The 24672-nt window shown below is 61.2% G+C and carries 24 protein-coding genes and 2 pseudogenes; 13 read left to right on the forward strand and 13 right to left on the reverse strand.

The window, feature by feature from the left end; translation table 11 throughout:
- Positions 1 to 5: 5 nt before the first annotated feature.
- The 4 genes and pseudogenes from AC1D1Z_RS11315 to AC1D1Z_RS11330 form a co-directional block, all read left to right on the forward strand.
- Positions 6 to 257, forward strand: a pseudogene (locus AC1D1Z_RS11315) (PIN domain-containing protein); the annotation flags it as partial.
- A gap of 122 nt (positions 258 to 379) precedes the next feature.
- The gene (locus AC1D1Z_RS11320; protein ID WP_018242765.1) at positions 380 to 631 is read left to right on the forward strand and encodes a ribbon-helix-helix domain-containing protein; all 252 of its coding nucleotides are present in this window, start codon (positions 380 to 382) and stop codon (positions 629 to 631) included.
- On the forward strand, positions 615 to 950 hold the full coding sequence (locus AC1D1Z_RS11325) for a type II toxin-antitoxin system RelE/ParE family toxin (RefSeq protein ID WP_018242766.1): 336 nt from the start codon (positions 615 to 617) through the stop codon (positions 948 to 950). Before AC1D1Z_RS11320 ends, AC1D1Z_RS11325 begins: the two co-directional genes overlap by 17 nt.
- Positions 940 to 1519: pseudogene (locus AC1D1Z_RS11330) on the forward strand (class I SAM-dependent methyltransferase). Before AC1D1Z_RS11325 ends, AC1D1Z_RS11330 begins: the two are co-directional and overlap by 11 nt.
- Before the next feature lie 48 nt (positions 1520 to 1567).
- On the opposite strand, the gene ilvC reads toward AC1D1Z_RS11330, so the two are convergent.
- Both ilvC and AC1D1Z_RS11340 read right to left on the reverse strand, forming a co-directional pair.
- Positions 1568 to 2587 carry a ketol-acid reductoisomerase gene (ilvC, locus tag AC1D1Z_RS11335; RefSeq protein ID WP_026188461.1) on the reverse strand — a complete coding sequence of 340 codons (1020 nt, stop codon included), beginning with the start codon at positions 2585 to 2587 and terminating at the stop codon, positions 1568 to 1570.
- Between the two features lie 49 nt (positions 2588 to 2636).
- A complete protein-coding gene (locus AC1D1Z_RS11340) occupies positions 2637 to 3302 on the reverse strand; it encodes a TetR/AcrR family transcriptional regulator (protein ID WP_183619152.1) in 666 nt (221 codons plus the stop codon).
- 141 nt (positions 3303 to 3443) lie between these two features.
- Here AC1D1Z_RS11340 and AC1D1Z_RS11345 point away from each other — a divergent pair, with 141 nt between their 5' ends.
- Together AC1D1Z_RS11345 and AC1D1Z_RS11350 are read left to right on the forward strand one after the other, a co-directional pair.
- Complete coding sequence (locus AC1D1Z_RS11345) at positions 3444 to 3920, forward strand: hypothetical protein (protein WP_183619154.1); 477 nt, start codon at positions 3444 to 3446, stop codon at positions 3918 to 3920.
- A gap of 23 nt (positions 3921 to 3943) precedes the next feature.
- Positions 3944 to 4309, forward strand: a complete 366-nt coding sequence (locus AC1D1Z_RS11350) for a DUF4087 domain-containing protein (RefSeq protein WP_130652730.1) — start codon at positions 3944 to 3946, stop codon at positions 4307 to 4309.
- Positions 4310 to 4320: 11 nt separating this feature from the next.
- On the opposite strand, the gene AC1D1Z_RS11355 is transcribed toward AC1D1Z_RS11350, so the two are convergent.
- From AC1D1Z_RS11355 to AC1D1Z_RS11365, 3 genes are all read right to left on the reverse strand, one after another.
- On the reverse strand, positions 4321 to 6003 hold the full coding sequence (locus AC1D1Z_RS11355) for a hypothetical protein (RefSeq protein WP_130652731.1): 1683 nt from the start codon (positions 6001 to 6003) through the stop codon (positions 4321 to 4323).
- The gene (locus AC1D1Z_RS11360; protein ID WP_130652732.1) at positions 6003 to 7058 is read right to left on the reverse strand and encodes a glycosyltransferase family 2 protein; all 1056 of its coding nucleotides are present in this window, start codon (positions 7056 to 7058) and stop codon (positions 6003 to 6005) included. The genes AC1D1Z_RS11355 and AC1D1Z_RS11360 overlap by 1 nt, the downstream gene beginning before the upstream one ends.
- Positions 7059 to 7235: 177 nt before the next feature.
- Positions 7236 to 8144, reverse strand: coding sequence for an AraC family transcriptional regulator (locus AC1D1Z_RS11365; protein ID WP_130652733.1), 909 nt, complete (start codon positions 8142 to 8144; stop codon positions 7236 to 7238).
- 205 nt (positions 8145 to 8349) lie between these two features.
- On the opposite strand from AC1D1Z_RS11365, the gene AC1D1Z_RS11370 reads away from it, so the two are divergent.
- The gene (locus tag AC1D1Z_RS11370) at positions 8350 to 9396 is read left to right on the forward strand and encodes an NAD(P)-dependent alcohol dehydrogenase (RefSeq protein WP_018242772.1); all 1047 of its coding nucleotides are present in this window, start codon (positions 8350 to 8352) and stop codon (positions 9394 to 9396) included.
- A gap of 96 nt (positions 9397 to 9492) precedes the next feature.
- Here AC1D1Z_RS11370 and AC1D1Z_RS11375 read toward each other — a convergent pair whose 3' ends face one another.
- The 4 genes from AC1D1Z_RS11375 to AC1D1Z_RS11390 all read right to left on the reverse strand — a co-directional run bounded on the left by AC1D1Z_RS11375 (position 9493) and on the right by AC1D1Z_RS11390 (position 14793).
- The gene (locus AC1D1Z_RS11375) at positions 9493 to 10575 is read right to left on the reverse strand and encodes an acyltransferase family protein (protein WP_130748007.1); all 1083 of its coding nucleotides are present in this window, start codon (positions 10573 to 10575) and stop codon (positions 9493 to 9495) included.
- Between the two features lie 115 nt (positions 10576 to 10690).
- Positions 10691 to 12637, reverse strand: coding sequence for an elongation factor G (locus tag AC1D1Z_RS11380; RefSeq protein ID WP_130652735.1), 1947 nt, complete (start codon positions 12635 to 12637; stop codon positions 10691 to 10693).
- Positions 12638 to 12954: 317 nt separating this feature from the next.
- Complete coding sequence (locus tag AC1D1Z_RS11385; RefSeq protein ID WP_018242775.1) at positions 12955 to 14220, reverse strand: NAD(P)/FAD-dependent oxidoreductase; 1266 nt, start codon at positions 14218 to 14220, stop codon at positions 12955 to 12957.
- A 108-nt stretch (positions 14221 to 14328) separates the two neighbouring features.
- Complete coding sequence (locus AC1D1Z_RS11390) at positions 14329 to 14793, reverse strand: Lrp/AsnC family transcriptional regulator (RefSeq protein ID WP_018446488.1); 465 nt, start codon at positions 14791 to 14793, stop codon at positions 14329 to 14331.
- 157 nt (positions 14794 to 14950) lie between these two features.
- Here AC1D1Z_RS11390 and AC1D1Z_RS11395 point away from each other — a divergent pair, with 157 nt between their 5' ends.
- From AC1D1Z_RS11395 to AC1D1Z_RS11410, 4 genes are all read left to right on the forward strand, one after another.
- The gene (locus tag AC1D1Z_RS11395) at positions 14951 to 15670 is read left to right on the forward strand and encodes an aspartate/glutamate racemase family protein (protein WP_477850576.1); all 720 of its coding nucleotides are present in this window, start codon (positions 14951 to 14953) and stop codon (positions 15668 to 15670) included.
- Between the two features lie 213 nt (positions 15671 to 15883).
- Positions 15884 to 16801 carry a bifunctional helix-turn-helix transcriptional regulator/GNAT family N-acetyltransferase gene (locus AC1D1Z_RS11400; RefSeq protein WP_112904056.1) on the forward strand — a complete coding sequence of 306 codons (918 nt, stop codon included), beginning with the start codon at positions 15884 to 15886 and terminating at the stop codon, positions 16799 to 16801.
- A 60-nt stretch (positions 16802 to 16861) separates the two neighbouring features.
- A complete protein-coding gene (locus AC1D1Z_RS11405; RefSeq protein WP_028732791.1) occupies positions 16862 to 17485 on the forward strand; it encodes a TetR/AcrR family transcriptional regulator in 624 nt (207 codons plus the stop codon).
- Positions 17486 to 17595: 110 nt separating this feature from the next.
- Positions 17596 to 18804 carry an MFS transporter gene (locus AC1D1Z_RS11410; RefSeq protein WP_477850547.1) on the forward strand — a complete coding sequence of 403 codons (1209 nt, stop codon included), beginning with the start codon at positions 17596 to 17598 and terminating at the stop codon, positions 18802 to 18804.
- Between the two features lie 11 nt (positions 18805 to 18815).
- Here AC1D1Z_RS11410 and AC1D1Z_RS11415 read toward each other — a convergent pair whose 3' ends face one another.
- On the reverse strand, positions 18816 to 19178 hold the full coding sequence (locus AC1D1Z_RS11415) for a winged helix-turn-helix transcriptional regulator (protein WP_477850578.1): 363 nt from the start codon (positions 19176 to 19178) through the stop codon (positions 18816 to 18818).
- A 132-nt stretch (positions 19179 to 19310) separates the two neighbouring features.
- Here AC1D1Z_RS11415 and AC1D1Z_RS11420 point away from each other — a divergent pair, with 132 nt between their 5' ends.
- A complete protein-coding gene (locus tag AC1D1Z_RS11420) occupies positions 19311 to 20198 on the forward strand; it encodes an SDR family oxidoreductase (RefSeq protein WP_018242782.1) in 888 nt (295 codons plus the stop codon).
- Between the two features lie 183 nt (positions 20199 to 20381).
- Here the strand turns inward: AC1D1Z_RS11420 and AC1D1Z_RS11425 are convergent, their stop codons facing one another.
- Positions 20382 to 21134 carry a pyridoxine 5'-phosphate synthase gene (locus tag AC1D1Z_RS11425; protein ID WP_026230680.1) on the reverse strand — a complete coding sequence of 251 codons (753 nt, stop codon included), beginning with the start codon at positions 21132 to 21134 and terminating at the stop codon, positions 20382 to 20384.
- 452 nt (positions 21135 to 21586) lie between these two features.
- Here AC1D1Z_RS11425 and AC1D1Z_RS11430 point away from each other — a divergent pair, with 452 nt between their 5' ends.
- A complete protein-coding gene (locus AC1D1Z_RS11430) occupies positions 21587 to 22279 on the forward strand; it encodes a MerR family transcriptional regulator (RefSeq protein ID WP_018446495.1) in 693 nt (230 codons plus the stop codon).
- A 76-nt stretch (positions 22280 to 22355) separates the two neighbouring features.
- Here AC1D1Z_RS11430 and AC1D1Z_RS11435 read toward each other — a convergent pair whose 3' ends face one another.
- A complete protein-coding gene (locus tag AC1D1Z_RS11435; protein WP_018074216.1) occupies positions 22356 to 23483 on the reverse strand; it encodes an ATP-dependent DNA helicase in 1128 nt (375 codons plus the stop codon).
- A 136-nt stretch (positions 23484 to 23619) separates the two neighbouring features.
- Positions 23620 to 24546, reverse strand: a complete 927-nt coding sequence (locus tag AC1D1Z_RS11440; RefSeq protein WP_018242785.1) for a LysR family transcriptional regulator — start codon at positions 24544 to 24546, stop codon at positions 23620 to 23622.
- Positions 24547 to 24672: the final 126 nt, after the last annotated feature.

The following is a 24672-nucleotide window of genomic DNA, read 5'->3' on the forward strand; positions in this document are numbered from 1 at the left end:
CGCGCGAGCTTTCCAAATGGCTGGCACGCGAAAAGGACGAAGAAGCCGTCGACAGCTTCATCGCCTATACCGCAATATGCATGGTTGTTTCGCTCGACACGACACTTGCCCGCCGTGCTGCCGAAATAACGGCAACTCATAAATTCGCCACTGCCGATGCGATCATTTATGCGACCGCGGAACGCCATGATGCCGATATCCTGCCGTGCGACGCCCATTTCAAGGATCTCGAACGCGCCATCCCTATCGATAAAAAGACTTATCCTCATGTGACCCAAGCCCTCGACGGCGCAGCACAACGCTTCTATCACAACATGGAAAATGGTAATCTGGCATCTGAAATGGCTGAAAACCGGCATGTGCGGGCGGCACGAATCCAATGGCGAAAATGACGATCTCGCTTCCGGATCATCTGGCGGAATACGTCGAAAATCGTGTCGCAAGCGGCAGATACAGCAGTGCCGGCGCATTCCTGGCGGAGCTCATTCTGAAGGATCAGCTCCATCACAAACTAGACGACGAAGAACTGCGCAACATCCTGAGGCAGGCTGAGGAAAGCGGCCCGAGCGATCGACGCATTCCCGACATCCTGTCGGAAACGAAGGCCAAGCTGCGTGACAACAACCTATAGGCTGACCCGAACCGCGGACGCCGTGCTATCAGGCATCGACGAATATGCTTGCCTCAACTTCGGCGAGGCGCAGGCAGACGCCTATCTTCTCGACTGGGACAGGATTTTCGTGCTTCTTTCCCACGCTCCCTCCATGGGAGAAGAGTGCGACGAACTCGGCGCTGGCCTTCGCCGGCTCCTCCACATGCGCCACGTCGCCTTCTACCGGGTGGCATCGGAAGGGATTGTCGTCATTGACATCATCGACGCGGACCGGCTTCCCGAAAAACATCTTCAATCCAACCGACGCCCGCGATCGGCCGAACAGCATGCCTCCTGACTGCACCTCCGCCTTCTACGAGGAAAATGCCGAGACGTATGCCAACCGGGCGCGCAGCCTGCCAAAGCAGCGGCTCGATGCCTTCCTCGCTGGTCTTGCACCCGGTGCGGCAATCCTCGAACTCGGCTGCGGCGGCGGGCAGGACAGCGACTACATGCTGTCGCAGGGTTTCGACGTTATGCCGACGGATGGCTCGGCCAAGCTTGCAAGACAAGCGGAAGTTCTGATCGGCAGACCGGTCAGGGTCATGCTGTTCCAAGAGCTCGACGCCGACAGCGCCTTCGACGGCGTCTGGGCGCAGGCAAGCCTTCTCCACGTCCCGAGGCCCGAGTTGCCCGATGTCTTCGCCCGCACCCGGCGCGCCCTGAGGACAGGCGGCATCATTCATGCGACCTTCAAGGCAGGCGATGCGGAAGGCCATGACGGCTTTGGGCGGTATTACAACTATCCCTTGGCTGTCGGAGCTTTTGACGAACGGCGGCTGGGGGAACATCGCCATCAGCGAGAGCGACGGCGGCGGCTATGACGGCAAGCCGACCCGCTGGCTGACCGTGAGCGCAGAACGGTAAAGGCCGGAGCTTTCGCCCCGGCCTCCAACCGCAGAATCTTGAAACCGCTTAGTTGACGGACTTGTCGACCAACTTGTTCTTGCCGATCCAGGGCATCATGCCGCGCAGCTTGGCGCCGACTTCCTCGATCTGGTGGCTGTCGTTCATGCGGCGGATGCCCTTGAAGCGCGAGCCGCCGGCACGGTATTCCTGCATCCAATCGGAAGTGAACTTGCCGGTCTGGATGTCCTTGAGCACGCGCTTCATCTCGGCCTTGGTCTCGGCGGTGATGATACGCGGACCGGAGACGTATTCGCCCCATTCGGCCGTGTTCGAGATCGAGTAGTTCATGTTGGCGATACCGCCTTCATAGATCAGGTCGACGATCAGCTTCACTTCGTGCAGGCACTCGAAATAGGCCATCTCAGGCGCGTAACCGGCCTCAACAAGCGTTTCGAAACCGGCGCGGATGAGCTCGACCAGACCGCCGCAGAGAACGACCTGTTCGCCGAAGAGGTCGGTTTCGCATTCTTCGCGGAAGTTGGTTTCGATGATGCCCGAGCGACCGCCGCCGACGCCGCAGGCGTAGGAGAGCGCCAGTTCAAGCGCATTGCCGGACGCGTTCTGGTGAACGGCAACGAGGCAGGGAACGCCGCCGCCCTTCTGGTATTCGCCGCGAACCGTATGGCCCGGACCCTTCGGCGCGATCATGACGACGTCGAGCGATGCCTTCGGCTCGATGAGGCCGAAATGAACGTTGAGGCCGTGTGCAAAAGCGATCGCAGCGCCGTCGCGGATGTTGCCGGCGATGTCGGCCTTGTAGATGTCGGCCTGAAGTTCGTCAGGCGTAGCCATCATCAGGAGGTCACCCCATTTGGCAGCGTCGGCAACGGTCATGACCTTGAAGCCGTCGGCCTCTGCCTTCTTGATGGTCGGCGAGCCGGCCTTGAGAGCGATGACCACGTTTGCATGGCCGCTGTCCTTGAGGTTCAGCGCGTGCGCGCGACCCTGGGAGCCGTAGCCGACGATGACGACGTTCTTGGACTTGATGAGGTTGAGATCGGCATCACGATCGTAATAGACGCGCATTTGAAGTTCCTTCCCTTTGCTTGTCTTGTTGACTGTCATTAAAGCGGAATCAACCGAGAACCGGCATCTCCGCCAGAACCTTGTCCGTGCCATAAAGCCTGAGGAAGGCAGTGACCGCCCTCTCCGCCTGGCGCGCGGTATCCTTGAGGCCTGGCTCACCGAGCAGCATGCGCACATGCAGGTCGGAAACGATCAAGCCGTAAAGCGTGTGATAAGCCTCGTCGGCATCGGAAAAACGCAGGAGCCCTGCTCTCTTCCCGGCATCGATCAGCGCCATGGCGCGCCGGTCGATCTGGCGACGGCCGCGCTCGAGCAGCAGCTTGCCGAGCTTCGAGCCGTCACGGTTCGACTGGCCGATCGCCAACCGGTTCAGTGCCAGCGAGACGTCGCCGGCGAGCACCTCGAGCAGGTCACGCGCGAAAATGACGACATGGTCGTGCAGGCTCGCCGCCGTCAGCCGCTCTCCATTGCGCTCGAAGGTGCGCACCTTGCTCGCCTGATAGGCAATCATCGCCGATAGCAGACCGTCGCGATCGCCGAACCACTTGTAGAGGCTTTCCTTCGAGCAATTGGCGGCGCGCGCGACGCCCGAAGTCGTCAGCGCCTTCTCGCCGCCATCGACGAGCAATCGCAGCGCCTGCTCCAGAACGGCGTTCTGGCGCGGCGAAAATTCGCTCGGCTCTGCGGTATCGACAGACACGGTCATGACTCCCATATACGTACCGTACGGTACGGTTCGCGAGGTTTATGCGATAAACCGATCAGGTCGTCAAGAAGTCCAGATAGATTTTTTTAATACGGGAAACCGCGATGAAACACCAGAATTGGATAGGCGCGAATCCTCGGCGACCGCATAATGTCGCGCTATACCATTTGCCCGGAGGCTTCGATGTCACGCCTGTCTGCAGCTCTTCTGCTCGGAGCAATCCTCCTTGGCGGCTCAAGCGCTGTCGCGCAGTCCGACAGCGACGTCTATAACCGCATCGAGGAACTGCACGGCGATGCCGCAAGCTTCGACCGGCCGCTGCGCCAACTTGTTCGGGCGATGCGCTCAGGCGACGCCGAGACCATCGCCGGCCTTGCCGAATACCCGCTGACGGTCAAGGCCAACGGCGAGACCTACGACGTCGAGAACGCTGAGGATTTCATCGACAATTTCGACGATCTCGTGACGCCCGAGACCCGCCGCGCCGTCGGACGCCAGCAATACGAGGATCTCTTCGTCAACAGCGACGGCGTCATGATGGCCGGCGGCGCCGTCTGGATGGGCGCGGTCTGCGACGACACCGCCTGCGAGGCGAGCCATTGGGCGATCATCGCGATCAACAACTGAAATCTGGTGATGAGGGAAAGCCGATGAAATACCAGATAACAGCCGCAGTCATCGCCGCAGCTCTCACGATCGCCGCAAACGCACAGGCCGCCGAAACGCGCTGCGGCTGGATCGAGAATCCGACGCCCGCCAACTGGTGGCTGGAGGACGCGGAGAACACCTGGACGATCATGACCCAGGGCGACGATGCCGGCGAGGTGGAAGGCATGGAGCTGATCTCCGACATCTCCGAACATGAGTATGTGAGAACCAACGGCAATTACGGCTACGCCTGCGCCTGCATGAGTGTGGAGACCGATGGCACGGAGCGCATCACGAAAATCCTCTCCTTCCGCCAGCTAAAGCTCGCCAAATGCCGTGCCGACAAGGCGCTGAAATTCCCCGGCTGATGAGCCGCGGCTTATAACGCCGTGGCGCAACCTGCCGGGATGGCGAAAGGCTCTGCCGGCACCGCCTTGTCGATCGCGTAAAGCTTCGCGAAACCCGCATCTTCGACGAGCGTCAGGCCGGCCGGCATGAAGGTGCCGACATAGCGGTCGGGAATATCGGCATTGGCGACGAGGACGAAATCGAATCGACTGCGCCAATCCGACAGATAGGGCGTGAAGTCTCGATATTGCTGCATCATTGTCGGGCATGAAAGCACACCAATCGACAGCAGATTGCCCTCGGGAATCGCGATCTCAGACCATGGCGACAGAACGGAAAGCGGCTGTTTACCCTTTGCCGTGAAGAGCGTCGGAACGAAAGCATGCGAGAAAGGCACGGCAAGCGTCGGCAGGTGCCGGAAAGTATCCAGTCCCCAGGCAAAATGCCGGTTGGAATGGGAAAGACCGTTCACCGTCTCGGGTTCGTGTCCCAAAGGCAGCACGGCGGCACCGGCCGGCACCCTTTTGAGCGCGGTCTCGAGGGCACCAACGTCCTCCTGTGCCAGCCACCAGTTCCAGCCGACCCAGCCGGTGCGGCAGGAGACCGCGAGATTGATGACCAGCGCTAGCAGCAGCGCATGCCGGCGCGTGAGATTGGCAAAGGGGCACACCATCGCCATGGCGACCAGCGCCGTCATGATCGGAAAGCGCCAACTGATCCATCCGGTGCCCAGCATGTGGCGCGGTGAAACACAGGAGAGCAGCAGCAGGCCACAGGCGGCGACGGCAAGCCCCGCATGCATGCGGATATCGCCCGCGCGTATGGCGCGTGTGCAGATGAGGATCAGCGGCAGAACCAGGACGACATCCACCACCGGGACATAGGTTGTGATGGCGGAGAGCAGATTCATGACGATCAGGACAACGCCGTCATTCCATGCAAGCCCAAGGCCGTTGCCGCCGGCGTTGGGCAGAGCTGCCGTGTGAAGGTAGAGCGCGAGCGGCGGCAGGACGCAGGCGCCAAGCGCCAGCACCAACCGGCCGACGAGCCTCATCAGACCCGCCTTCGATCGCACTATGTCGATGCGCCAGGAAAATTCTAGGCCGCAGACGATCGCCATATAGAAGCCAAGAGCGAAGATGTGCATGACTGTCAGCAGCAGCGCGGCGGCGAGCCGCCAGGCAAAAAGCAGCGTGGGATTTCCGCCCTGCAGACGGAGATCGATGCAGGCAAAGCCGAGCGCCATGCCGAGGCCGATCTGGAAGTTGATGAAGCCGCCGATCATAGTGGCACACCAGCCGAGCGACAGCATCGCGGTCTGCCAGTGGTGCCGGCCACCGAAAAGCGCGCGGTGCAGGCCGATCGCCCCGAGTGGCGGCAGCACGATCGCCAGGAAAAGCAAAGCCCGCGCAAGCCTGTCGGCGCCGACAAGCGGCCCCAGCCAGGTGGCCAGAACATCGATCCCGACATTGGTGAAGGTGCGGCTCCAATCGACCGTATAGATCTTGGGAAACGGTTGCTCGCCTATCCCGCCCGAAAGGAGCCAGATACGGGCGTAGTGATTGGCGTAATCGAGAACTGGCGGAAAAGGAAACAGGAGGACCAAAGCCGCGGCAAGCCCGACGAAAGCAACGATCGCAACGGTGGAATCCTGCCTGGCAATCAATTTCTCAGGCCCGGCAGCGGCCAAGGCAGGCGCAGCAATCCGGTCCATTATCCGATCCGACTGCTCCTTTGCGACCGCGGCTCACCGGATGCAAAGGCCGCATCCAGCGCCGTGCGCCTGTCGCTGGCGCTCATCTCCGAGAAAGCGATCGACAGTTCTGCGTGTTCACTGCCGCGCACGATCGTCTCGACCATGAACATCGGCCGCTTCTTGCTCTCCTGTACCAGCCGTCCGAGATACTCGCCGATGATGCCGATGCAGATCAGCTGGATGGCACTGAAGGCGCTGACGGCGGCCATGATCGACGACCAGCCGGTGACCGTTTCGCCCTGCAGCCAACGAACGAAGGTGTAGACGAGCAAAGCGATCGCGACGCCGGCGCTCATCATGCCAAGCCATGTGCTGATGCGCAGCGGCGTCGTCGAAAAGCTGGTGATCGCATCCAGCGCGAAATTGATCATCTTGCGCAGCGGATATTTCGTCGTGCCGGCAAAACGGGCGTCGCGCTCGTAGGGAAGCGCCACCTGCCTGCCGCCGATCCAGCTGACCATGCCACGGATAAAGCGATCGCGCTCCGGCATCGCCAGCAGGATATCGACGACGCGACGGCGCATCAGCCGAAAATCACCGGTATCACGGGGGATGGTCACGGAAGCGAGCTTGGACAAAGCGCGATAGAAAAGCGAAGCGGAGGCGAGTTTGAACCAGGTTTCGCCCTGGCGGCGCGTGCGCTGGCCGTAAACGACGTCGGCGCCGCGCTCCATGATCGGCATCATCATCAAAAGCAGCTCAGGCGGATCTTGAAGATCGGCATCGATTAAAAGCACGCGCTCGCCCCGCGACGCGGAAAGACCAGCCGTTGACGCCAACTGGTGGCCGTGATTGCGCAGAAGACGTATACCGAGCACCTGCGGCACATCAGCCGCCAGACTGGAAATGATCTCCCAGGTGCGGTCGGACGAGCCGTCGTCGACGAGAATGAGCTCGAAGGCGTCGCCGGCAACGCTGTGAGCAGCAGCAACGGCGCGGCGGCAGAACTCGCGCAGGCCCTCTTCCTCGTTATGACAAGGCGCGACGATGGAAAGAAATGGTATTTGCGTCATGCGGACATCGGCGCCTGCTTGATGGTGGCGCCAGACTAGCGACGAAAGGTCAAACATCCTTTAACGATTGGATGCCTGTCGCAGAGCTATCCTGTCCGCAGCCAGCGGAATGTCGCTTTGCTTCGACCGATCAGACGACAAATCTCGACAATACTTGGCTTCCAGACGCGCGCCGCGCTACTCCGCCGCCATGATGTCGCGAGCGCCGTCGACATCGCGGGCCGGCGAGGCGCCGTAGAGGCGGCTGTATTCGCGGCTGAACTGCGACGGGCTTTGGTAACCGACGCGGTGGCCGGCCGTGCCCGCATCGAGGCGCTCCACGAGCATCAGACGGCGCGCCTCGTGCAGTCGAAGCTGCTTCTGATACTGCACCGGCGTCATCGCCGTGACCGACTTGAAGTGATGATGGAAAGACGACACGCTCATGCTGACGCGGTCGGCAAGGTCTTCGATGCGCAGTGGCCGGGCAAAATTCTCCTTCAGCCATGCGACGGCGCGCGCAACCCTGTTGCTGTGGCTGTCTGCAGTGGCGATGTTGATCAGCCGCGCGCCATCCGGCCCGGTCAGCACCCGGTAGAGGATTTCCTGTTCGATCAGCGGCGCCATGGCAGGAATGTCGCCTGGACGATCGAGCAAGCGCAACAGGCGGACGGCAGCATCCAGGAGCTCCGGCGGAGCGACGTTCACCGCCATCCCGCGCTGCCCGTCGGTATCGGCGGCTGGGCGCGGAATATCGATGCGGCTGAGCAACTCCAGCAGCTTTTCGGAATCGATTGCCAGCCCCAGGCAGAGATGCGGAACCTCAGGGCTCGCCTCCGTGACGCGCCAGGCGACCGGCAGATCGAGCGAGGTCAGCAGATAGTCGCCAGTCCCATAGCTGATAAGTTCCGCGCCGAGGCGCAGGCTCTTGGCCCCCTGCAGGACAAAGGCAAAACAGGGCCGATAGCTGCTGTGCAGCGGATCGCTGGGCTTGGACCGACGGCTGATGTGAAGATTGCCGATATCAGTCGCGAACTCGCCGTCACCGGTCGCGAAGCGCATCGCGATATCGACAATTTCCTGATAGGGGCTGAAGGGCAAGGTCATGCGGCAACTCTTTCTGTCAACTCTCTGACACCGGCGATACCGCTCTTATCTAGAGTGCCTTCGCCATTTCGCAAACAGGCTGGCGCCTCACTTTTGCAGGATCGTGCAAAAAGCTGAGAGGATCGCTCTAACCCTCAGCCGCCGTTCCGGGCAATAGTCCACCATCTCTTTCAACCCCTACCCACAATCGAAAAGGATGGTTCCCATGCCTATTGCAAGAGGCTACGCCGCGACCGATGCTTCCAAGCCGCTGACCCCTTTCACCTTCGAACGCCGCGATCCGAACCCCGATGACGTCGTTATCGACATCAAGTTTGCCGGCATCTGCCATTCGGACATCCACACTGTCCGCAACGAATGGAAGAACGCCGTCTATCCGATCGTGCCGGGCCATGAGATCGCCGGCATCGTCTCGGCCGTCGGCTCTGATGTGACCAAGTTCAAGGTCGGCGATCGCGTCGGCGTCGGTTGCTTCGTCGATTCCTGCATCGGCTGCGCCGAGCGCGACCTCGATCGGGAACAGTATATGCCCGGGCTCGCCGGCACCTACAATGACTTCGAAGCCGACCGCAAGACACGCACCCAGGGCGGCTATTCGGACTCGATCGTCGTCAGGGAAGGCTATGTCATGTCCATTCCGGACAATCTGCCGCTCGATGCCTCCGCGCCGCTGCTCTGCGCCGGCATCACGCTCTATTCGCCGCTGCGCCACTGGAATGCCGGCCCCGGCAAGAAGGTCGCGATCGTCGGCATGGGCGGCCTCGGCCATATGGGCGTCAAGCTCGGCGCCGCCATGGGCGCTGATATCACCGTTCTCTCCCAGAGCCTTTCCAAGAAGGAAGATGGGCTGAAGCTCGGCGCCAAGGAATATTACGCCACCAACGACCCGGAAACCTTCACGAAGCTTGCCGGCACTTTCGACCTGATCATCTGCACCGTCAGCGCCGAGATCGACTGGAATGCCTATCTCGGCCTCCTGAAGGTGGATGGTTCCTTCGTGGTGGTCGGCGCGCCGGAAAACCCGATCCCCGTGCATGCGTTCTCGATCATCCCCGGCCGCAAGAGCATTTCGGGCTCGATGATCGGCTCGATCAAGGAAACCCAGGAAATGCTCGACTTCTGCGGCGAGCACAACATCGTCTCCGAGATCGAGAAGATCAACATCCAGCAGGTCAACGAAGCCTATGAACGCGTTCTGAAGAGCGACGTCCGCTACCGCTTCGTCATCGACATCGCCTCGCTGGCGGCTTGAGGAACGAGGGGCGGCTCCTTCGGGGGCCGCCTGTCCATCCGGCCCGGACTACCCGCAACCGGTCGTCTCGAAGTGTAGGTCGTCAATTCTGGACAGCTAGATAGGCCTCCAACGAAGCCACAATTTTCGACCAGGGGTCTGTATCGAGATAGCAATGAGGTACGCCATCAACAATGACAGGGGTAAAAGGAATGCCACCAGGGGAATTGCGTCTCGATGGCATTCGCCGCCCCAGGAGGTGTTTCCGAGCCCGAGATAATTGCGCAAAGCAAAACAATCGCCCACTCCGTACGTTGCGAGAAGAATGAGCAGCGGTACGTGCACGAGATAGAGAGGGTAGGATATCTCGCCCATCCAGGTGGCGATGCGTTCAAACCGTGCATTTCTTGCCAGACACAAGCCAAACCACATGATCATTGGGTGAGCGGCAAATGTCAGGAGCAGATAGTATTTTCTCTCGGTGAGGACGAATCCCGAATAAAGCGCCGCAAGAGCAGCCACCAAAATCCAGCCAGACCAGGCTGCAAGCCTGATGCGGAAGCCTCGTCGCCAAAGACAACTGAGAAGCACTCCGCCATAGAAAGATGCCAGAACCCGGGGAAAGCCCCCGACAATATCACCCCAAACAGAGCCCGGCGGGTACCGAAAGTACCACAGCGCAACGACGAACGCCGGCGCCGATAACGCGACAATAGAAACGGCCACTCGGAGACGAGCCGCAGTGAATAAAAAGACTGCGTTGGCCACGACTTCAAAGAACAACGACCACGCCGGGCCGTTCAAGGGCAGAATGCCGAGAACAGTGTCCGACGGCGCGGGAAGCATGAGCAGGCTGGCAACGAAGGAAACGGCAAAAGTGCTGAAGCTCCAGTTTTCAAGATGACCAATCAGTGGGAAAACCGAAGCAGCGCCCAGCAATGTGCAAACCAGGTAGACGGGGTACAATCGCGCAATACGGTGGCTAATGAAGTTTCGGCAGCCGTCCGCCTGCAACAGGCTCTCGCCGTATCTTTCCGCCAAAACGAAGCCGCTTAACATGAAGAAAAGATCGACGGCAGCATAAGCGACGGGAAACGCACTGCTGGAGTGATAGATAAGCACGAGTATTGCGGACGCTCCACGCAATAAGTCGAGCATCCAGAAACGATGCTTTCCGTCAGCAGATACGTCGCTTGTCATGCAAAGATCTCACGCTCTCTTCCCGGCCAGCGAGCTATGGTTATTCGATGTAGAGACCTTTGGCGAGGGAATAGGTCTACATCTACGTTCTCTATGCGTCGCCAGACTACTGTACTTAAATGGGAACAACCCTTAGGCGCAGCAGATATTCGGTGCCGTTGAACGGATCTGGCCCCGAACGCCGCCGCAGGCGCGGCGGGCCGGCGATCGGGGCGTAGTGATCGAAAGAGGTTTCCATGGTCCCCGCCCCGCTGGTCAGGCCCGGCAATTGCTGCCGGACGCTTTGGACCATCTGAGACGCCATGGTGCCCTCGAGCCGTGCGACGCCATCGGCGATCACCGAATCCGTCGTCGCCGCCGCCGATTTTGCAAGCAGGGTGAGCACGCCGCTCAAGTTCTCCATGGGCGCGACGAGATGAAAGCGGTCGACCGGCTCGCAGAGGACGGTCTGTGCGGCCGATAACGCCGTTGCCAGCACCCACGGCGTCAGCTGCCGRAAATCGGCGGCGGTGCTTGCGGGCGAGCTGTGGCGGGCTGCCGTCATCGCCACGTGGCAATCGGCGACCTGCCAGCCGAAAATCCCCTGCTTCAGCGTCTCGAACACGGTTTCCTCGACCGCCCGGTAAAAGGCGACCGGCATCTGGCCGACATCTACTTCGAGCGCGAAGCTGTTGCCTGCTCCAGGGGCGCGCGGCTCGACGCGCAGGCCGACGGTCGCGAGAAACGGATTGGGCTCCTTGAAGAGGATCTGCAGGCCGCTCCCGGTCCCCAATGGCCTCTCGACCAGGATGACCGTGCTCTCCTCGAACCTTGCCTCGAGGCCGAAATCCGTCAGCAGGGTCGATTGGATAACCTCCTTCTGCACCTCGCCGTAAAGCGACACGTAGACTTCGTCCGCCTCCTCGTTCCGGCGCAGATTGATCAGGGGATCCTGTTCGGCCATCTGGTTAAGCGCCAGCCAGAGCGCCGCCTTGTCGGAAGGCCGACGGGCAAGAACGCGGGTTTCGAGCGCGGGCGGCGCGAAGTGAGCCCACTCGCCCAAAGGATTTCCGCCCACAGCATCACCGATGCGGGCGCCGGCAAGGCCGCTGACGCGCGCGATCTGCCCGGCGCGGAGGCTCTCGGCGCCATGAACCCGGCCGGCCTCGAACACATGGATCGCGGTAACCCGTTCCGGGCCCTTGGGCAGGCCCAGAGATTGCCGGAGCCGCACCGTGCCGGAGTTCAGGTAGATGTAGGAGAGCTTTTCCCCGCCCCAGCCGCGTTCGATCTTGAAGATCTTGCCCGCCACCGGACCATCCGGATCGGGGCGCCGCTCGGGCAGGATCGTCGCAATGGCCGATGCCAAAGCGGGGATGCCGGCGCCGGTCATCGCAGCGCCCGCGAAGACGGGATGCACGAGGCCTCTCGCCACTTGGTCAGCCAGGCAGCGCCAGAGCCTTGCCTCCGTCAGCCGATCGGGAGCGACGACATAGTCATCGAGCAGCGCCTCGTCATTTTCCCCGAGCGTCTCGCAGAGCGCCGAAAACAGCGGCTCGTCTCCCGGAGCGAGCGCCTCCACACGGGCAAGCTTGGCTCCGGCGTCGATCACCGAGGACATAGCGATGGGGCGGACCGCCAGCTGCGCGGCAAGAACCTCCATCACATCCCGATAGCGCGCGCCGGGACGATCGACCTTGTTGACGAAGAAGATGAAGGGAACGCCGAGCCGCCGCAGCGCCCGGACCAGCACGCGCGTCTGCGCCTGCACGCCTTCGACCGCCGAAACGACGACGACCGCAGCATCCAGCAATCCCAGCACTCGCTCGATCTCGGCGATGAAATCGGGATGCCCAGGTGTGTCGATCAGATTGACGACCCTCTCGCCGATCACAAAAGACACCACCGCGGCCCTGATCGTGATGCCGCGTTGCCGCTCGAGTTCGAGAGTGTCCGTCTGTGTATTGCCGGTATCGACGCTGCCGAGCTTGTCGATCACCCCGGCGTTAAAAAGCAGTCTTTCGGTAAGGCTAGTCTTGCCTGCATCCACATGGGCGAGGATGCCCAGATTCAAAGTGCGCATAAACCACCAACTTCTCGGAAATTCGGATGTGATTTTCGTGAGAAGTGAATCGGCGCATTGAAACCTCTACCCGTTGCTACGGCTGGATGCGTAACTCCCGGTGGTTGGGAGACGCGGGTGAAATGTTAAGGGTGTGTGCGGAGATATGTCAAGGTTGGGTGTATTGCATTTACGGTGCGGGCGCGCCGGGAGTGGTTTCCTGTGTCGGGGGCCGTGGAATACCCCTTTGCTTTGTCATGCCCGCGCCCTTAAGGCTTGCCCAAGATATGTCACAGGAATCCAACACCGTATTTGCACGGCGAATAAAAATCTCCCGTCTACCCCTCCTCCCGCATCGTCTCCCGCTGGGTGATCAGCCGGGCGCTGTGCTGGCCGCTGAGATAGATCCACAGCCAGCTCCAGGCGACGGAGAAGCGCGAGCGGGTGCCGATGAGGAAGTAGATGTGGGCGATGCCCCAGATCCACCAGGCGATCCAGCCCTTGAGCTTGATCCGGCCGAAATCGATGATCGCCGCACTCTTGCCGATTGTCGCCAGGCTCCCCTGGTGCCAATATTTGAAAGGCGCCGGCGCCGGTTTGCCGGATATGCGGGCGCGGATGACCTTGGCGACGTAACCGCCCTGCTGCTTGGCGGCGGGCGCAATGCCGGGCACCGGCTTGCCGTCCTCGCGCATGACCGACGCGGTATCGCCGACGACGAAGACGTCGGGCAGACCAGGCGCGCTCAGATCCTTCTCGACCACGACCCGCCCTGCCCGGTCGGCTGCAACATCAAGCCACCGCGCCGCCGGCGAGGCGGTGACCCCGGCTGCCCAGACGATCGTCCGGCTGGCAACGAAGGTCTCGCCGATCTTCACGCCGTCGGCGTTGCATTCGGTCACCGGCTTGCCGAGATGGATCTCGACCCCGAGTTTCTCCAGCGCCTTCTGCGCATAGGCCGAAAGCTCTTCGGCGAAGGTCGGCAGCACCCGCGGCCCAGCCTCGACCAGCACGACGCGGGTCTTGCGCGTATCGATGTTGCGGAATTCCTTGGGCAGCGTGAAATGCGCAAGCTCGGCAATAATGCCGGCCAGCTCGACACCGGTCGGCCCGGCCCCGACGATGGTGAAGGTCAAAAGCGCATCGCGCACGGCCGGATCGGACTCCATCTCCGCTTTCTCGAAGGCAAGCAGCACGCGCCGGCGGATCGTCGTCGCATCCTCCAGCGTCTTCAGGCCGGGCGCCACCGGCTCCCATTCGTCATGGCCGAAATAGGCATGCGTCGCTCCGGTGGCCAGCACCAGCGTATCGTAACCAAGAGTCATGCCGTTGCGTAAGGAAACAGTCTTCGCGCCACTGTCGACGCCCGTGACCTCGCCGAGCAGCACCGTCACGTCAGGCCGGTCTGCATAGAGGCGGCGGATCGGCCAGGCGATCTCTGAGGTGGAGAGAATGGTGGTCGCCACCTGATAGAGCAGCGGCTGGAAGAGATGGTGATTACGCCGGTCGACCAGCGTGATCCTGACGCCGGCACCCTTCAACCCGTTGACGAGCTGCAGCCCGCCGAAACCGCCGCCGACAACGACGACATGATGATCGCTCATGACCTGCCCCTTTGCGCCATTTCGCTCAAAGTCAATGTGGCCTTCGCCGCAAAGGTTGCAACTGACGTTTCGGCATACCTCCCCTGCATCCCGGTCGGTGGAGCTGACTCAATCGGCGTACCCCACAGGGATTGCCGTGCCGCCCTTCAGAAGCTCCATCGAGATCGAGGCCGAGACGTCGAAGAGCTCGATCTTGCGCACGATCTGCTTGTAAATCACATCGTAATGCTCGACGCGCGGCAGCACGATCTTCAGGATGTAATCGTGGTTGCCGGTCAGCCGGTGCGCTTCGACGATCTCGGGAATGTCACTGATGATCCTGCGGAAGGTCTCCGTCCATTCGTCGGAATGATGCGCCGTCTTGACCAGAGCGAAGACCGTTGTCGGCACACCCATCTTGTCCCGATCGAGCACGACGATGCGCCGGGCAATATGGCCGCTCTCCTCCAGCCGCTGGATGCGCCGCGAACACGCCGACACCGAAAGCGCCACGCGCTCGGCAAGATCGGTCACGGATATGCCCGCATCCTTCTGCAGCATGTCCAGAATGCGTCTGTCGCGATCATCAAGCATGTGTCGAACATAAACCTCTCGCCTCTTTTTTGCATGATTTCATAAAATGACGCAAAATCCCATCACCAATCTGAAACGAGAGACAAACAACGCAAACACGCCGCGCCGGGATTGCGGCATCATTTCCGAAGTTCAGAAGCATGGAGAGCATGAAGAAATGGAAACGATCGGCCTGATCGGCGGCATGAGTTTCGAAAGTTCGGCGGTCTATTACCGTATCGTCAACGAGATGGTGCGTGACCGCAGGGGTGGCCTCGCCTCGGCCGAACTCATCCTGCATTCGGTCAACTTCGAGGAGATCGTCGCCCTTCAGAAGGCCGGCGACTGGGATATGGCTGCCCGTCGCCTCGCCGACGTGGCTCTGCGCCTGCAGATCGCCGGCGCCGGCTGCATCCTCATCTGCACCAACACCATGCATCTGATTGCCGACAAGGTCGCGGAGAAGATCTCTGTGCCACTGATTCATATCATCGACGAGACGGCGAAATCGCTGCATGCGGCCGRCCGGAAGCGCCCGCTGCTGCTCGCCACTCGCTACACGATGGAGCACGGCTTCTACAGCGACCGCATGAAGAGCCTTGGTATTGATATTATGGTGCCAGATGCTGGCGACCGCACGACCGTGCACGACATCATCTTCAACGAACTCTGCGCCGGCAAGGTGCTCGATAGCTCTCGCGACAAACTCATGGCGGTGATTGCACACGCCATCGACAACGGCGCCGACAGCATCATCCTCGGCTGCACCGAGATCTGCCTGATCCTCGATCCCGACCATTTGCCGCTGCCGGGCTTCGACACCACAGCGATCCATGCGCGGGCGGCGGTCGATTTCGCGCTCGGTGCAGACGAGACCGCGGAAGAAGAAGCGGCCTGACATCAGCGAATTAGTTGACTCAGTCCATTAAATGCAGGAAAAGATCTCCATCTGGAGATTCTTGTCAGCTTGTTGACAAACCTCGTTCTTGACTCGGCCTCATGCCGAGGATCTGCTGCACCCGATGCAGATGCTCGGGACAAGCCCGAGCATGACGAGAGTAGTTGGCCGACTTTATCAGCGGTCTGACAAGATCTCCATTTGGAGATCATCATGTCTAACCTATCGCTCATCGAAACCGCCCGCGATTTCAACCGCTTCTATACGAACTTCCTCGGCCTCTTGAACAAGGCCTATCTCGACACGCCCTTCACGCTAACCGATGCCCGCATCCTCTTCGAGATCGGCTCGCATGGGGGCATCAGTGCTGTAGCGCTCGCCCGCGACCTGCAGCTCGACCCGGCCTATCTCAGCCGCATCCTAAAGCGTTTTCGCGCCGAAGGGCTGATCGAAACCAGCCCCGACCCGGCAGATCTTCGCAGCCAGGTCATCATTATCACCGATCAGGGACGAGAAACGTTCGAGGAACTCGGCCGACGCTCCAATGCGCAGATCGCCGCTCGTTTCGATCGCTTGGCGACTGGCGAACCGGAGGCCGCCGTCTCCGCCATGCACACGATCCGCGCGCTGCTCGACCCGGCGGCGAAGCCCGCCCCGGCCATCATCCGCGCCCACCGCGCCGGCGATATCGGCTGGATCGTTCAGAGCCAGGGCCGATTCTACGCAGAAGAGTATGGCTGGGATCTGCGCTTCGAGGCGCTGGTCGCCGAGGTCGCCGGAAAATTCCTCGTCAATTTCGATCCGGCCAATGAATATTGCTGGATCGCCGAACGCGGCGGCATCAATGTCGGTTCGGTCCTCGTCACCAATGGCGGCGACGGCATCGCCAAGCTTCGCCTGCTCTATGTCGACAAATCAGCCCGAGGTCTCGGGCTCGGCAAACTGCTGGTCGACGAATGCATCCACTTCTCCAGGCAGAAGGGCTACCGCGAACTCTCGCTCTGGACCAACGACATGCTGGAGACCGCCCGCGCCATCTACGTCAAGGCGGGCTTTCGTCTTGTCTCCGAGGAGAGACATAAGATGTTCGGCCCCGAGGCGAACGGCCAGAACTGGGTGCTCGATCTCTGAATTTGCTGCGTCGCAGAAATTTCACTTGATTTGGAAACGTTCATTCCCTAATTAGGCGCCATGACCGTTGCCACTCTCACACCAGAAGCAAAGACCCGCAGCCGTGGCCGTCCGCGTGAGTTCGATATGGACGCAGCACTCGATGCAGCGCTGCGCGTCTTTTCCGAACGCGGCTACCATGCCGCCTCCATCAGCGAATTGACCGAAGCAATGGGCCTTGCTTCGGGGAGCATCTACAAAGCATTCAAAGATAAGCGCGGCATCTTTCTCGCTGCTTTCGCCCATTATCGAAAGCTCGGCCGACGGCGGCTGGAAGCGATGATCGCGTCTGCGAAGACCGGTCGCGAGAAGGTCTTCCAGATGGTGATGTATTATACCGAGCTCTCCTATGGCGAAGCCGGCCGCAAAGGCTGTCTCGTCGTTGGCGGCGCCAACGACTTCGCCCTGCTTGACGAAGAAGCCGCTGCCCACGTCGTGACGGCCTTTGCCGCGGACGAAAAGCTGATGGCCGATCTCATCCGCACCGGCCAGGCAGACGGCACCATTCCGAAGACAGTAGACCCGGATGCCGCCGCCCTCGCCTTCCTCTGCTTTACCAAGGGCCTGCGCGTCATCGGCAAAACAGGACGCAGCAGAGAAGAGATGATGTCTGCGGCCGAGGCCGCGATGAAGCTCGTGACCTGAACAGTCCACACCGTGGACGAGAGAAATACCGGCATTCGGTCAAGGATCGGGTGGCCGCAGCCAGCATTTTTGCATTCAATCCTTTCAATCTTTGAATACCGGAGTTTCTGATGAGCATTTCAGCCACCACGCCGGATGAGGCCATTCCCAGGGCGCTATCCCCCTGGCTAACCTTCCTTTTCGCCGCCGCCTGCGGGCTGGTGGCCGCCAATCTCTATTACGGCCAGCCGCTGGCCGGCCCGATCAGTGCCGATCTCGGCTTCACGCCTGCCGCCACCGGTCTGATCGTCACGCTGACACAGATCGGCTACGGCCTCGGCCTGCTGCTGATCGTGCCGCTCGGCGACCTCACCGAAAACCGCCGTCTGGTGTTGATGCTGATCGCCGTCTCCGCAGTCGCGCTCATCGGCGCGGCGCTGTCGTCGACGCCCACGACCTTCCTCATCGCCTCGCTCTCTATCGGTCTTTCATCTGTCGCAGTTCAGGTCCTGGTTCCCTTCGCCGCCAATATGGCGCCGGATGCAACGCGCGGCCAGGTCGTCRGCAACGTCATGAGCGGCCTGCTCTGCGGCATCATGCTCGCCCGCCCCTTCGCAAGCTTCGTCGCCGAGGCCTCCTCCTGGCACGTGGTCTATTACGTCACCGCAGCGCTCATGCTCGTGCTCGCCGTCGTCTTGCGCATCAACCTGCCGGTTCGCGTGCCGAAAACGAAGCTGCGCTATGGCGAACTGCTCGCCTCCATGGGCCATTTGGCGCTCACCTCGCGCGTCCTGCAGCGCCGGGCGCTCTATCAGGCCGGTATGTTCGGCGCCTTCAGCCTGTTCTGGACGACGACGCCGCTGCTGCTCGCAAGCCCGGCCTTCGGCCTGACGCAGAACGGCATCGCCCTCTTCGCGCTTGCAGGTGCGGCCGGCGCCGTCGCTTCGCCGATCGCCGGCCGGCTTGCCGACCGCGGCATGACGAAGATCGCCTCGACGCTTGCCATGCTGCTCGGCATGGCTGCCTTCCTGATCGGCCATTTCGCCAGCGATGGCTCGCTTGGTGCTTTGCTGCTCTTGACGGCAGCGGCAATCCTTCTCGATTTCGGCGTGACGACCAATCTCGTCTGTGGCCAGCGCGCCATCTATGCGCTGAACCCGGAACACCGCAGCCGGCTCAACGGCCTCTTCATGGCAACCTTTTTTGCCGGCGGCGCGCTCGGCTCGGCGCTCGGCGGCTGGGCCTATGCGACCGGAGGCTGGACGATGACGGCCTGGATCGGCTTCTGCTTCCCGGCGTTGGCCTTCCTGCTGTTCCTGACGGAAGGACGCGGCAAGTAGAGGAAAGCGGTCTATTTGTCGGCGGAATCAAATTGAGAACGGGCGGCGCGAACGGCATCATGGTTCGCTTCCGCCCAGTTCAGAAGCTGCGACAGCGGCTGGTAGAGGGAGCGTCCAAGTTCGGTCATCGAATATTCGACGCTCGGCGGCTTGGTCGGGAAGACCTCGCGGTCGATATAACCATCCCTCTGCAGGTCGCGCAGCGTCTGCGTCAGCATGCGCTGCGATATATCGGGGATCATCCGCCGCAGCTCGCCAAAGCGATAAGGCCGATCCGCCAACACCTCGAGTAGCAGCGTCGACCATTTGCCACCGATCTGCTGCATCATGTCCCTGACCGGGCAATTGCCGAAATCGAGGCCCGCGAGATCGATCTCGCGCTTTTGGTAACGTAGAGCCTAAAAACTGCCTCCTTTACACAGCCAGGTCAATTCCTATTCTAGTGTTACTCTCTTTTTGAGACCACTGGCACAACACAGCCAGCACAACACAGAAGGAAACGACGTATGAGCGAAATCATCCTGGTCACCGGCGCTGCCGGGCAGCTCGGCCAACGTGTCATCCATCACCTCATCGAGACCTACAAGGTCGCTCCCGGCAACATTGTCGCGGCGACGCGCAGCCCGGAAAAGCTCTCCGAACTCGAAAAGAAGGGCGTCGTCACCCGCAAGGCCGATTTCGATGACGCGGCAGGCCTGGAGAAGGCTTTCGCCGGCGTCGACCGGCTGCTGATCATCAGCACCGATGCGCTGGACACTCCCGGCAAGCGCCTCGCCCAGCACAAGGGCGCCGTTGCAGCGGCCGTCAAGGCTGGCGTCAAGCACATCGCCTATACCTCTATGCCCGCGCCCGAGGATTCGCTTGTCACCTTCGCGCCCGATCATCTCGGCAGTGAAAACGCCATCAAGGCAAGCGGCATCGCCCATACGATCATCCGCGACGCCTGGTATCACGACAATTACCTGCACGGCATGCCGCACAACCTGCAGGGTGGCAAATGGTATAGCGCCACGGGCGACGGCAAGGTCTCGACCATCTCGCGTGACGACTGCGCCCTGGCGATTGCCGCAGCCCTTGCCTCTGGCACCTCGGAGAGCGCCACCTATACGCTGACCGGCGCGCAATCGCTGAACAACCGGCAGATCGCCGCCATCGTTTCCGAGGTCGCCGGCAAGCCGCTAGAGGTGATCGACGTCAATGATGAACAACTCGGCCAGGGCATGCGCGGCGCCGGCCTTCCCGGTTTCGTCGCCGACATGCTGGTTTCTGCCGACGCCAACACCCGTGCCGGCAAGTTCGACATCGTCACCGAAGACTTCACCAAGCTGACCGGCAAACAGCCGCAGCCGCTGAAGGATTTCTTCGTGGAGCACAAGGCGGCCCTGACCGCCTGAGGCTATGCCGCCCATTGAGCCTTTCGCTGCATCCCTGCGCTTGCTGCAGGGATGCAGCGCCACCGGACTTTTGACGCGAAAAACTTCTTCATTTCAGACTCTTCCTGCGCGGCGCACTGTGTGAATCGCGATCAGAAGCGTCGCGGTTCGATTCCAGTCAAAGCACTGAAAGAGACGCCCTAATCAGACCGCCTGCCCGCAGGCCCGGCAAAAGCGCCGCACCGTTTCCGCCATGCCATATTCCAGCGCATCGGCGGTCAGCCCGTGACCGATCGAAACCTCGGCAAGAGCGGGAATGCGCTTCACCAGCGCTGGCAGGTTTTCCACTGTCAAATCGTGGCCGGCATTGACGGCGAGGCCGATTGCGAGGGCTGCATCGGCCGTCCGTCCAAGCGCTTCAAGAATCGGGCCTGCCCGCTCCGGCGCGTCGAAGCAACCGCCATAGGGGCCGGTATAGAGTTCGATCCGATCGGCGCCGACCGCCTTGGCGATCTCAACCGCCTGTGCGTCCCCGTCACCATCGGCAAACAACGACACCCGGCATCCCATCGTCTTCAGCCGCGCGACGGCATCCGTCAGGAACGCCTGGTGCTTGCGGAAATCCCAGCCGTGATCGGAGGTCGCCTGGGCGGGATCGTCAGGCACCARCGTCACCTGCTCGGGTGCCGCCCCGGCGCAGAGTTCGAAGAATTCCTCTGTGGGATAGCCCTCGATATTGAACTCGGCCTTGGGGAATTCGTCGTCGATCAGGTTGCGGATCACAGGCAGGTCGGAAAAGCGGATGTGCCGCTGGTCGGGGCGCGGATGCACCGTCAGGCCGCTCGCACCAGATTTCAGCGCGATACGCCCGAGCGCTTCGACGCTCGGCCAGGGCAGGTCGCGCCGGTTGCGCAGCATGGCGACGGCGTTGAGGTTCACGGAGAGCTTGGCGGACATGGCGAGATCCATCGGTCACGGAAATGGGAGGCCCCTGCTTTTAAGCCAACTGCTCCGCGATGGCCAACGAGATTCACAAATGGATGCGATGCCAATCGCTGATGGGCACCGAAATTACGCTGAGCATTTGCCGCGCGCGTACCGCAGATAGTAAATCCCGTCGGCTTTGAAGAGGACCGCCAGATCCCGCAGTGCAGCACATGTTTTTGTGCAACACACCCAAGAACCCGGCAAAATATGCCGGTAAAGTTGCTATCCCATTTAAAAGAGATTATTTTTAGCACTTATAAAAAAGATCGTTCACGCATAACGTGGACATCGTATCGCGTAGAGTACGCCGCGTACTGCTTCTTTCCCACTGAGAAGAACGCCTAGAGGAAACCCCACTCGCCGCGCATGGGAAGCAACTGGCAAAACCGCATGAGGTGCAACAACATGCCCCAGGAGGGTTCATGCCAGACGGTTCCAAACGCCTGTTTGCCACCGCCGGTATCGCTTCGGAGGCCCGATCGAAATATCGGTTCCTGCCTTCAGCCGCGCTACCGCCGGATCTACCGGACGGTCCGGTGCCCATTGCCGACATGGCAAACGCATTCGGCGTCACGCACAGGACACTGCATTTCTATGAAGAGAAAGGGTTGATTTCAGCCAACCGCATCGGCCTGATGCGGGTCTACGGCCAGGATGATGTGATGCGCATGGCCGTCATCACAGTCTGCCGCGATACAGGCATGCCGATCGCCGTCATCCAGGAACTGATGGACGAACTCCGCAACGCTGATTCGCAGGAAACGGCCGAGGCGATGTTCCGCGAGGCCTTGCAGGTACGCAAGCGCGAACTGACGGCGGAGATGTCGACGCTGCACCGCCAGCTCCAGCAGGTCGGCGACCTCCTGGATTACGACGGCAGCGTCGAGGAGCCGCCGTTAAACGACAATCAGGACAGTGCAAGCCTGACCGCAGAGGAGCGGCGTTGCCTGGAACTGATGGCGGAGGGTTATTCCACCCAACGCATCGCCCGGGCGCTCGACCTGAAGCATGACGAAACCCGTGACCTGGAGGCCGGAATCATCCTGAAATTCCGCGCCAACAACCGCTTCCAGGCCATCGCCAAGGCAGTTCTGCTCGGAATCGTGCAGGCCTGAATCACGCCCCGACGGCCGCCACCGTCTCCTCTTTCTTCTGTCCGATCAGCAGATGCGACCTGCGGGTGCGATGGGATCAGCGAACGATCGTCAGCGTCTCCGCCGCGCGGGTGATCGCGGTATAGAGCCAGCGTTCCCGCGTGTCGCGAAACGCCCAACTCTCGTCGAAGAGCACGACATCATTCCATTGAGAACCCTGCGCCTTGTGAACGGTGAGCGCATAGCCGTAGTCGAACTCGTCATAGCGCTTGCGGGTGTTCCAGGGGATCTCGCCCTCGACGTCCTCGAAGGCCTGTTTCAGCAGCTTGATCTTTGCAGCCCCGCGGTCCATGTCATCGTCTTCGGGGCGGACGAGCAGATTGATGCCGGGCTTCGTCGTTTCCTTGGACGAGGTCATTACCTGCCAGAGCGAACCGTTGAGCAGGCCCTTAGCTGGATCATTCCGCAGGCAGACGAGCTTGTCGCCGGTCTGGGGATAATCGGCATTGAAGCCTTTCAGCTCGCGCAGGCGCTGATTGTAGCGCCGACGCGTCCTATTGGTGCCGACGAGCACCTGGTCGGCGTCGAGGACCAATTGCTGCGTCACCTCGTTCTTCGAGATCACCTTGGCCGTGCCGTAGTCACCGTACATCACCTCATTGCCTTCGCGCACCTGCATGGCGAGCTTGATGATCGGATTGTCGCGCGCCTGGCGGTGGATATCGGTGAGCAGGTAGTCCGGCTCCTGATTGGTGAAGTAGCCGCCACCGGTAACCGGCGGCAACTGGCCGGGATCACCGAGCACCAGGATCGGCGTGCCGAAGCTCATCAGATCCTTGCCGAGCGCCTCGTCGACCATCGAGCATTCGTCGACGATGATCAGCGCCGCCTTCGCGACCGGGCTCTGCCGGTTGATCGAAAACATCGGCGCGATCGAGGTCTTGCCTGTTTCCTCGTCTTCCACCGCCTCCTCGCCGCGCGGCCGATAGATCAGCGAATGGATCGTCCGGGCGTTGGAGGCGCCGCGCGAGCGCAGCACCTGCGCCGCCTTGCCGGTAAAGGCGGCAAACAGCACGTCGCCATCGACATTCTCGGCGAAATGCTTGGCAAGCGTCGTCTTCCCTGTCCCGGCGTAGCCGAACAGGCGAAAGAGCGGCGAGCGCCCTTCCTTCAGCCATTTCGAAACAGCCTTCAGGGCTTCGTCTTGTTGCGGCGCAAATTGCATGATCGCAGGACTTGGCAGGATTCGCCGCCTTTAGGCAAGGCGGAAACTGGCGAGCAAGGCACCAATGACGGCAAATCCGCCCGGCGCCAAACCCGCTGCAGCTTCCCGCCGTGCACGATAAGCCGCCGGCCGACAGTCATCCCTCCCACCGCCGGCCCGCGCTGCTCGCGCACATTGACGGGTCCTGCCCGATGGCATCGGTCAGAAAGTCCAGAACCGCTTTGACGCGCAACGGTATGTTTCTTCGTGAGGGATAGACGACATAGATCGGCAGCCGGGTCGGTTGAAAGTCGTTCATGACAGGGATCAGCCGACCGGCGACGATATCCGGCACGGCGACGATGTGGGAGAGCACCGCCAGTCCTGCGCCGGCAAGGGCCGCCCTGTGAATAGCGACGGCGCTGCACGCGGTCAGCCGCGGCGAGATCCTGACGGATATGTCTTCCGAGCCGTTCGAGAACGACCATGAACAGGCATCGCCGGCTCTGCTGTAGCACAGGCATTCATGGTCCTTGATGTCCTTCGGCGTCCTTGGAGACGCCTTGCGCGCGAGATAGGCGGGCGAGGCGACGAGGAATGCCGTCGTCCAGCCGATCCGCCGGCAAACGAGGCTGCTGTCTGCGACGGAACCCAGACGCACTTCGACGTCGAGGCGTTCCTCGATCATATCGGAGCTTTGTTCCCTGAGGAGCAGTTCCACAGAGAGTTTCGGATGGGCGGCAAGAAGATCGCCCAGCCGTTCGCTGAGATAGAGGCCGAGCGGCGCGGGAACGCTCAGCCTCACCTTTCCCGAAGCCATGGCTCCATCCGATCCGGCGGCATCGCCAAGCTCCTCCACGGCTTCGAGAATCCGGAGCGCCATCGGCAGCATGCGCTCCCCCTCCGCCGTCAGCGACAGGCCGCTCGTCGTGCGATGCAGGAGGCGGATGTTGAAATGGCCCTCGAGGGCCGCGACCTGTCGCGAGACCGCCGGCTGCGTCACATCGAGATCGTGCGCCGCCGCCGAAAACGAGCCCGTCTCGACGACGCGCTGAAAGGTCCGCAATGCCGAAACGATATCCATCCCTGCCCCCTCATACTTCTGCGCATAGGCTTTATGCCGCCAGACTAAGCGAGAATGGCTTTACAGTCCAGCAATTAAGGATATCTTTTATCCATAAGGATATCTAATATCCTTAATTAGAGGAGA

Source organism: Rhizobium sp. P1_E1, assembly GCF_056406015.1.

What these genes read in the sequence shown, in the direction of transcription:
- AC1D1Z_RS11320 (WP_018242765.1), top strand. Translation starts at nt 380, where the DNA reads ATGGCGAAAATGACGATCTCGCTTCCGGATCATCTGGCGGAATACGTC.
- ilvC (WP_026188461.1), bottom strand. Translation starts at nt 2,587, where the DNA reads ATGCGCGTCTATTACGATCGTGATGCCGATCTCAACCTCATCAAGTCC.
- AC1D1Z_RS11340 (WP_183619152.1), bottom strand. Translation starts at nt 3,302, where the DNA reads ATGGGAGTCATGACCGTGTCTGTCGATACCGCAGAGCCGAGCGAATTT.
- AC1D1Z_RS11345 (WP_183619154.1), top strand. Translation starts at nt 3,444, where the DNA reads ATGTCGCGCTATACCATTTGCCCGGAGGCTTCGATGTCACGCCTGTCT.
- AC1D1Z_RS11350 (WP_130652730.1), top strand. Translation starts at nt 3,944, where the DNA reads ATGAAATACCAGATAACAGCCGCAGTCATCGCCGCAGCTCTCACGATC.
- AC1D1Z_RS11355 (WP_130652731.1), bottom strand. Translation starts at nt 6,003, where the DNA reads ATGGACCGGATTGCTGCGCCTGCCTTGGCCGCTGCCGGGCCTGAGAAA.
- AC1D1Z_RS11360 (WP_130652732.1), bottom strand. Translation starts at nt 7,058, where the DNA reads ATGACGCAAATACCATTTCTTTCCATCGTCGCGCCTTGTCATAACGAG.
- AC1D1Z_RS11365 (WP_130652733.1), bottom strand. Translation starts at nt 8,144, where the DNA reads ATGACCTTGCCCTTCAGCCCCTATCAGGAAATTGTCGATATCGCGATG.
- AC1D1Z_RS11370 (WP_018242772.1), top strand. Translation starts at nt 8,350, where the DNA reads ATGCCTATTGCAAGAGGCTACGCCGCGACCGATGCTTCCAAGCCGCTG.
- AC1D1Z_RS11375 (WP_130748007.1), bottom strand. Translation starts at nt 10,575, where the DNA reads ATGACAAGCGACGTATCTGCTGACGGAAAGCATCGTTTCTGGATGCTC.
- AC1D1Z_RS11385 (WP_018242775.1), bottom strand. Translation starts at nt 14,220, where the DNA reads ATGAGCGATCATCATGTCGTCGTTGTCGGCGGCGGTTTCGGCGGGCTG.
- AC1D1Z_RS11390 (WP_018446488.1), bottom strand. Translation starts at nt 14,793, where the DNA reads ATGCTTGATGATCGCGACAGACGCATTCTGGACATGCTGCAGAAGGAT.
- AC1D1Z_RS11400 (WP_112904056.1), top strand. Translation starts at nt 15,884, where the DNA reads ATGTCTAACCTATCGCTCATCGAAACCGCCCGCGATTTCAACCGCTTC.
- AC1D1Z_RS11405 (WP_028732791.1), top strand. Translation starts at nt 16,862, where the DNA reads ATGACCGTTGCCACTCTCACACCAGAAGCAAAGACCCGCAGCCGTGGC.
- AC1D1Z_RS11420 (WP_018242782.1), top strand. Translation starts at nt 19,311, where the DNA reads ATGAGCGAAATCATCCTGGTCACCGGCGCTGCCGGGCAGCTCGGCCAA.
- AC1D1Z_RS11430 (WP_018446495.1), top strand. Translation starts at nt 21,587, where the DNA reads ATGCCAGACGGTTCCAAACGCCTGTTTGCCACCGCCGGTATCGCTTCG.
- AC1D1Z_RS11435 (WP_018074216.1), bottom strand. Translation starts at nt 23,483, where the DNA reads ATGCAATTTGCGCCGCAACAAGACGAAGCCCTGAAGGCTGTTTCGAAA.
- AC1D1Z_RS11440 (WP_018242785.1), bottom strand. Translation starts at nt 24,546, where the DNA reads ATGGATATCGTTTCGGCATTGCGGACCTTTCAGCGCGTCGTCGAGACG.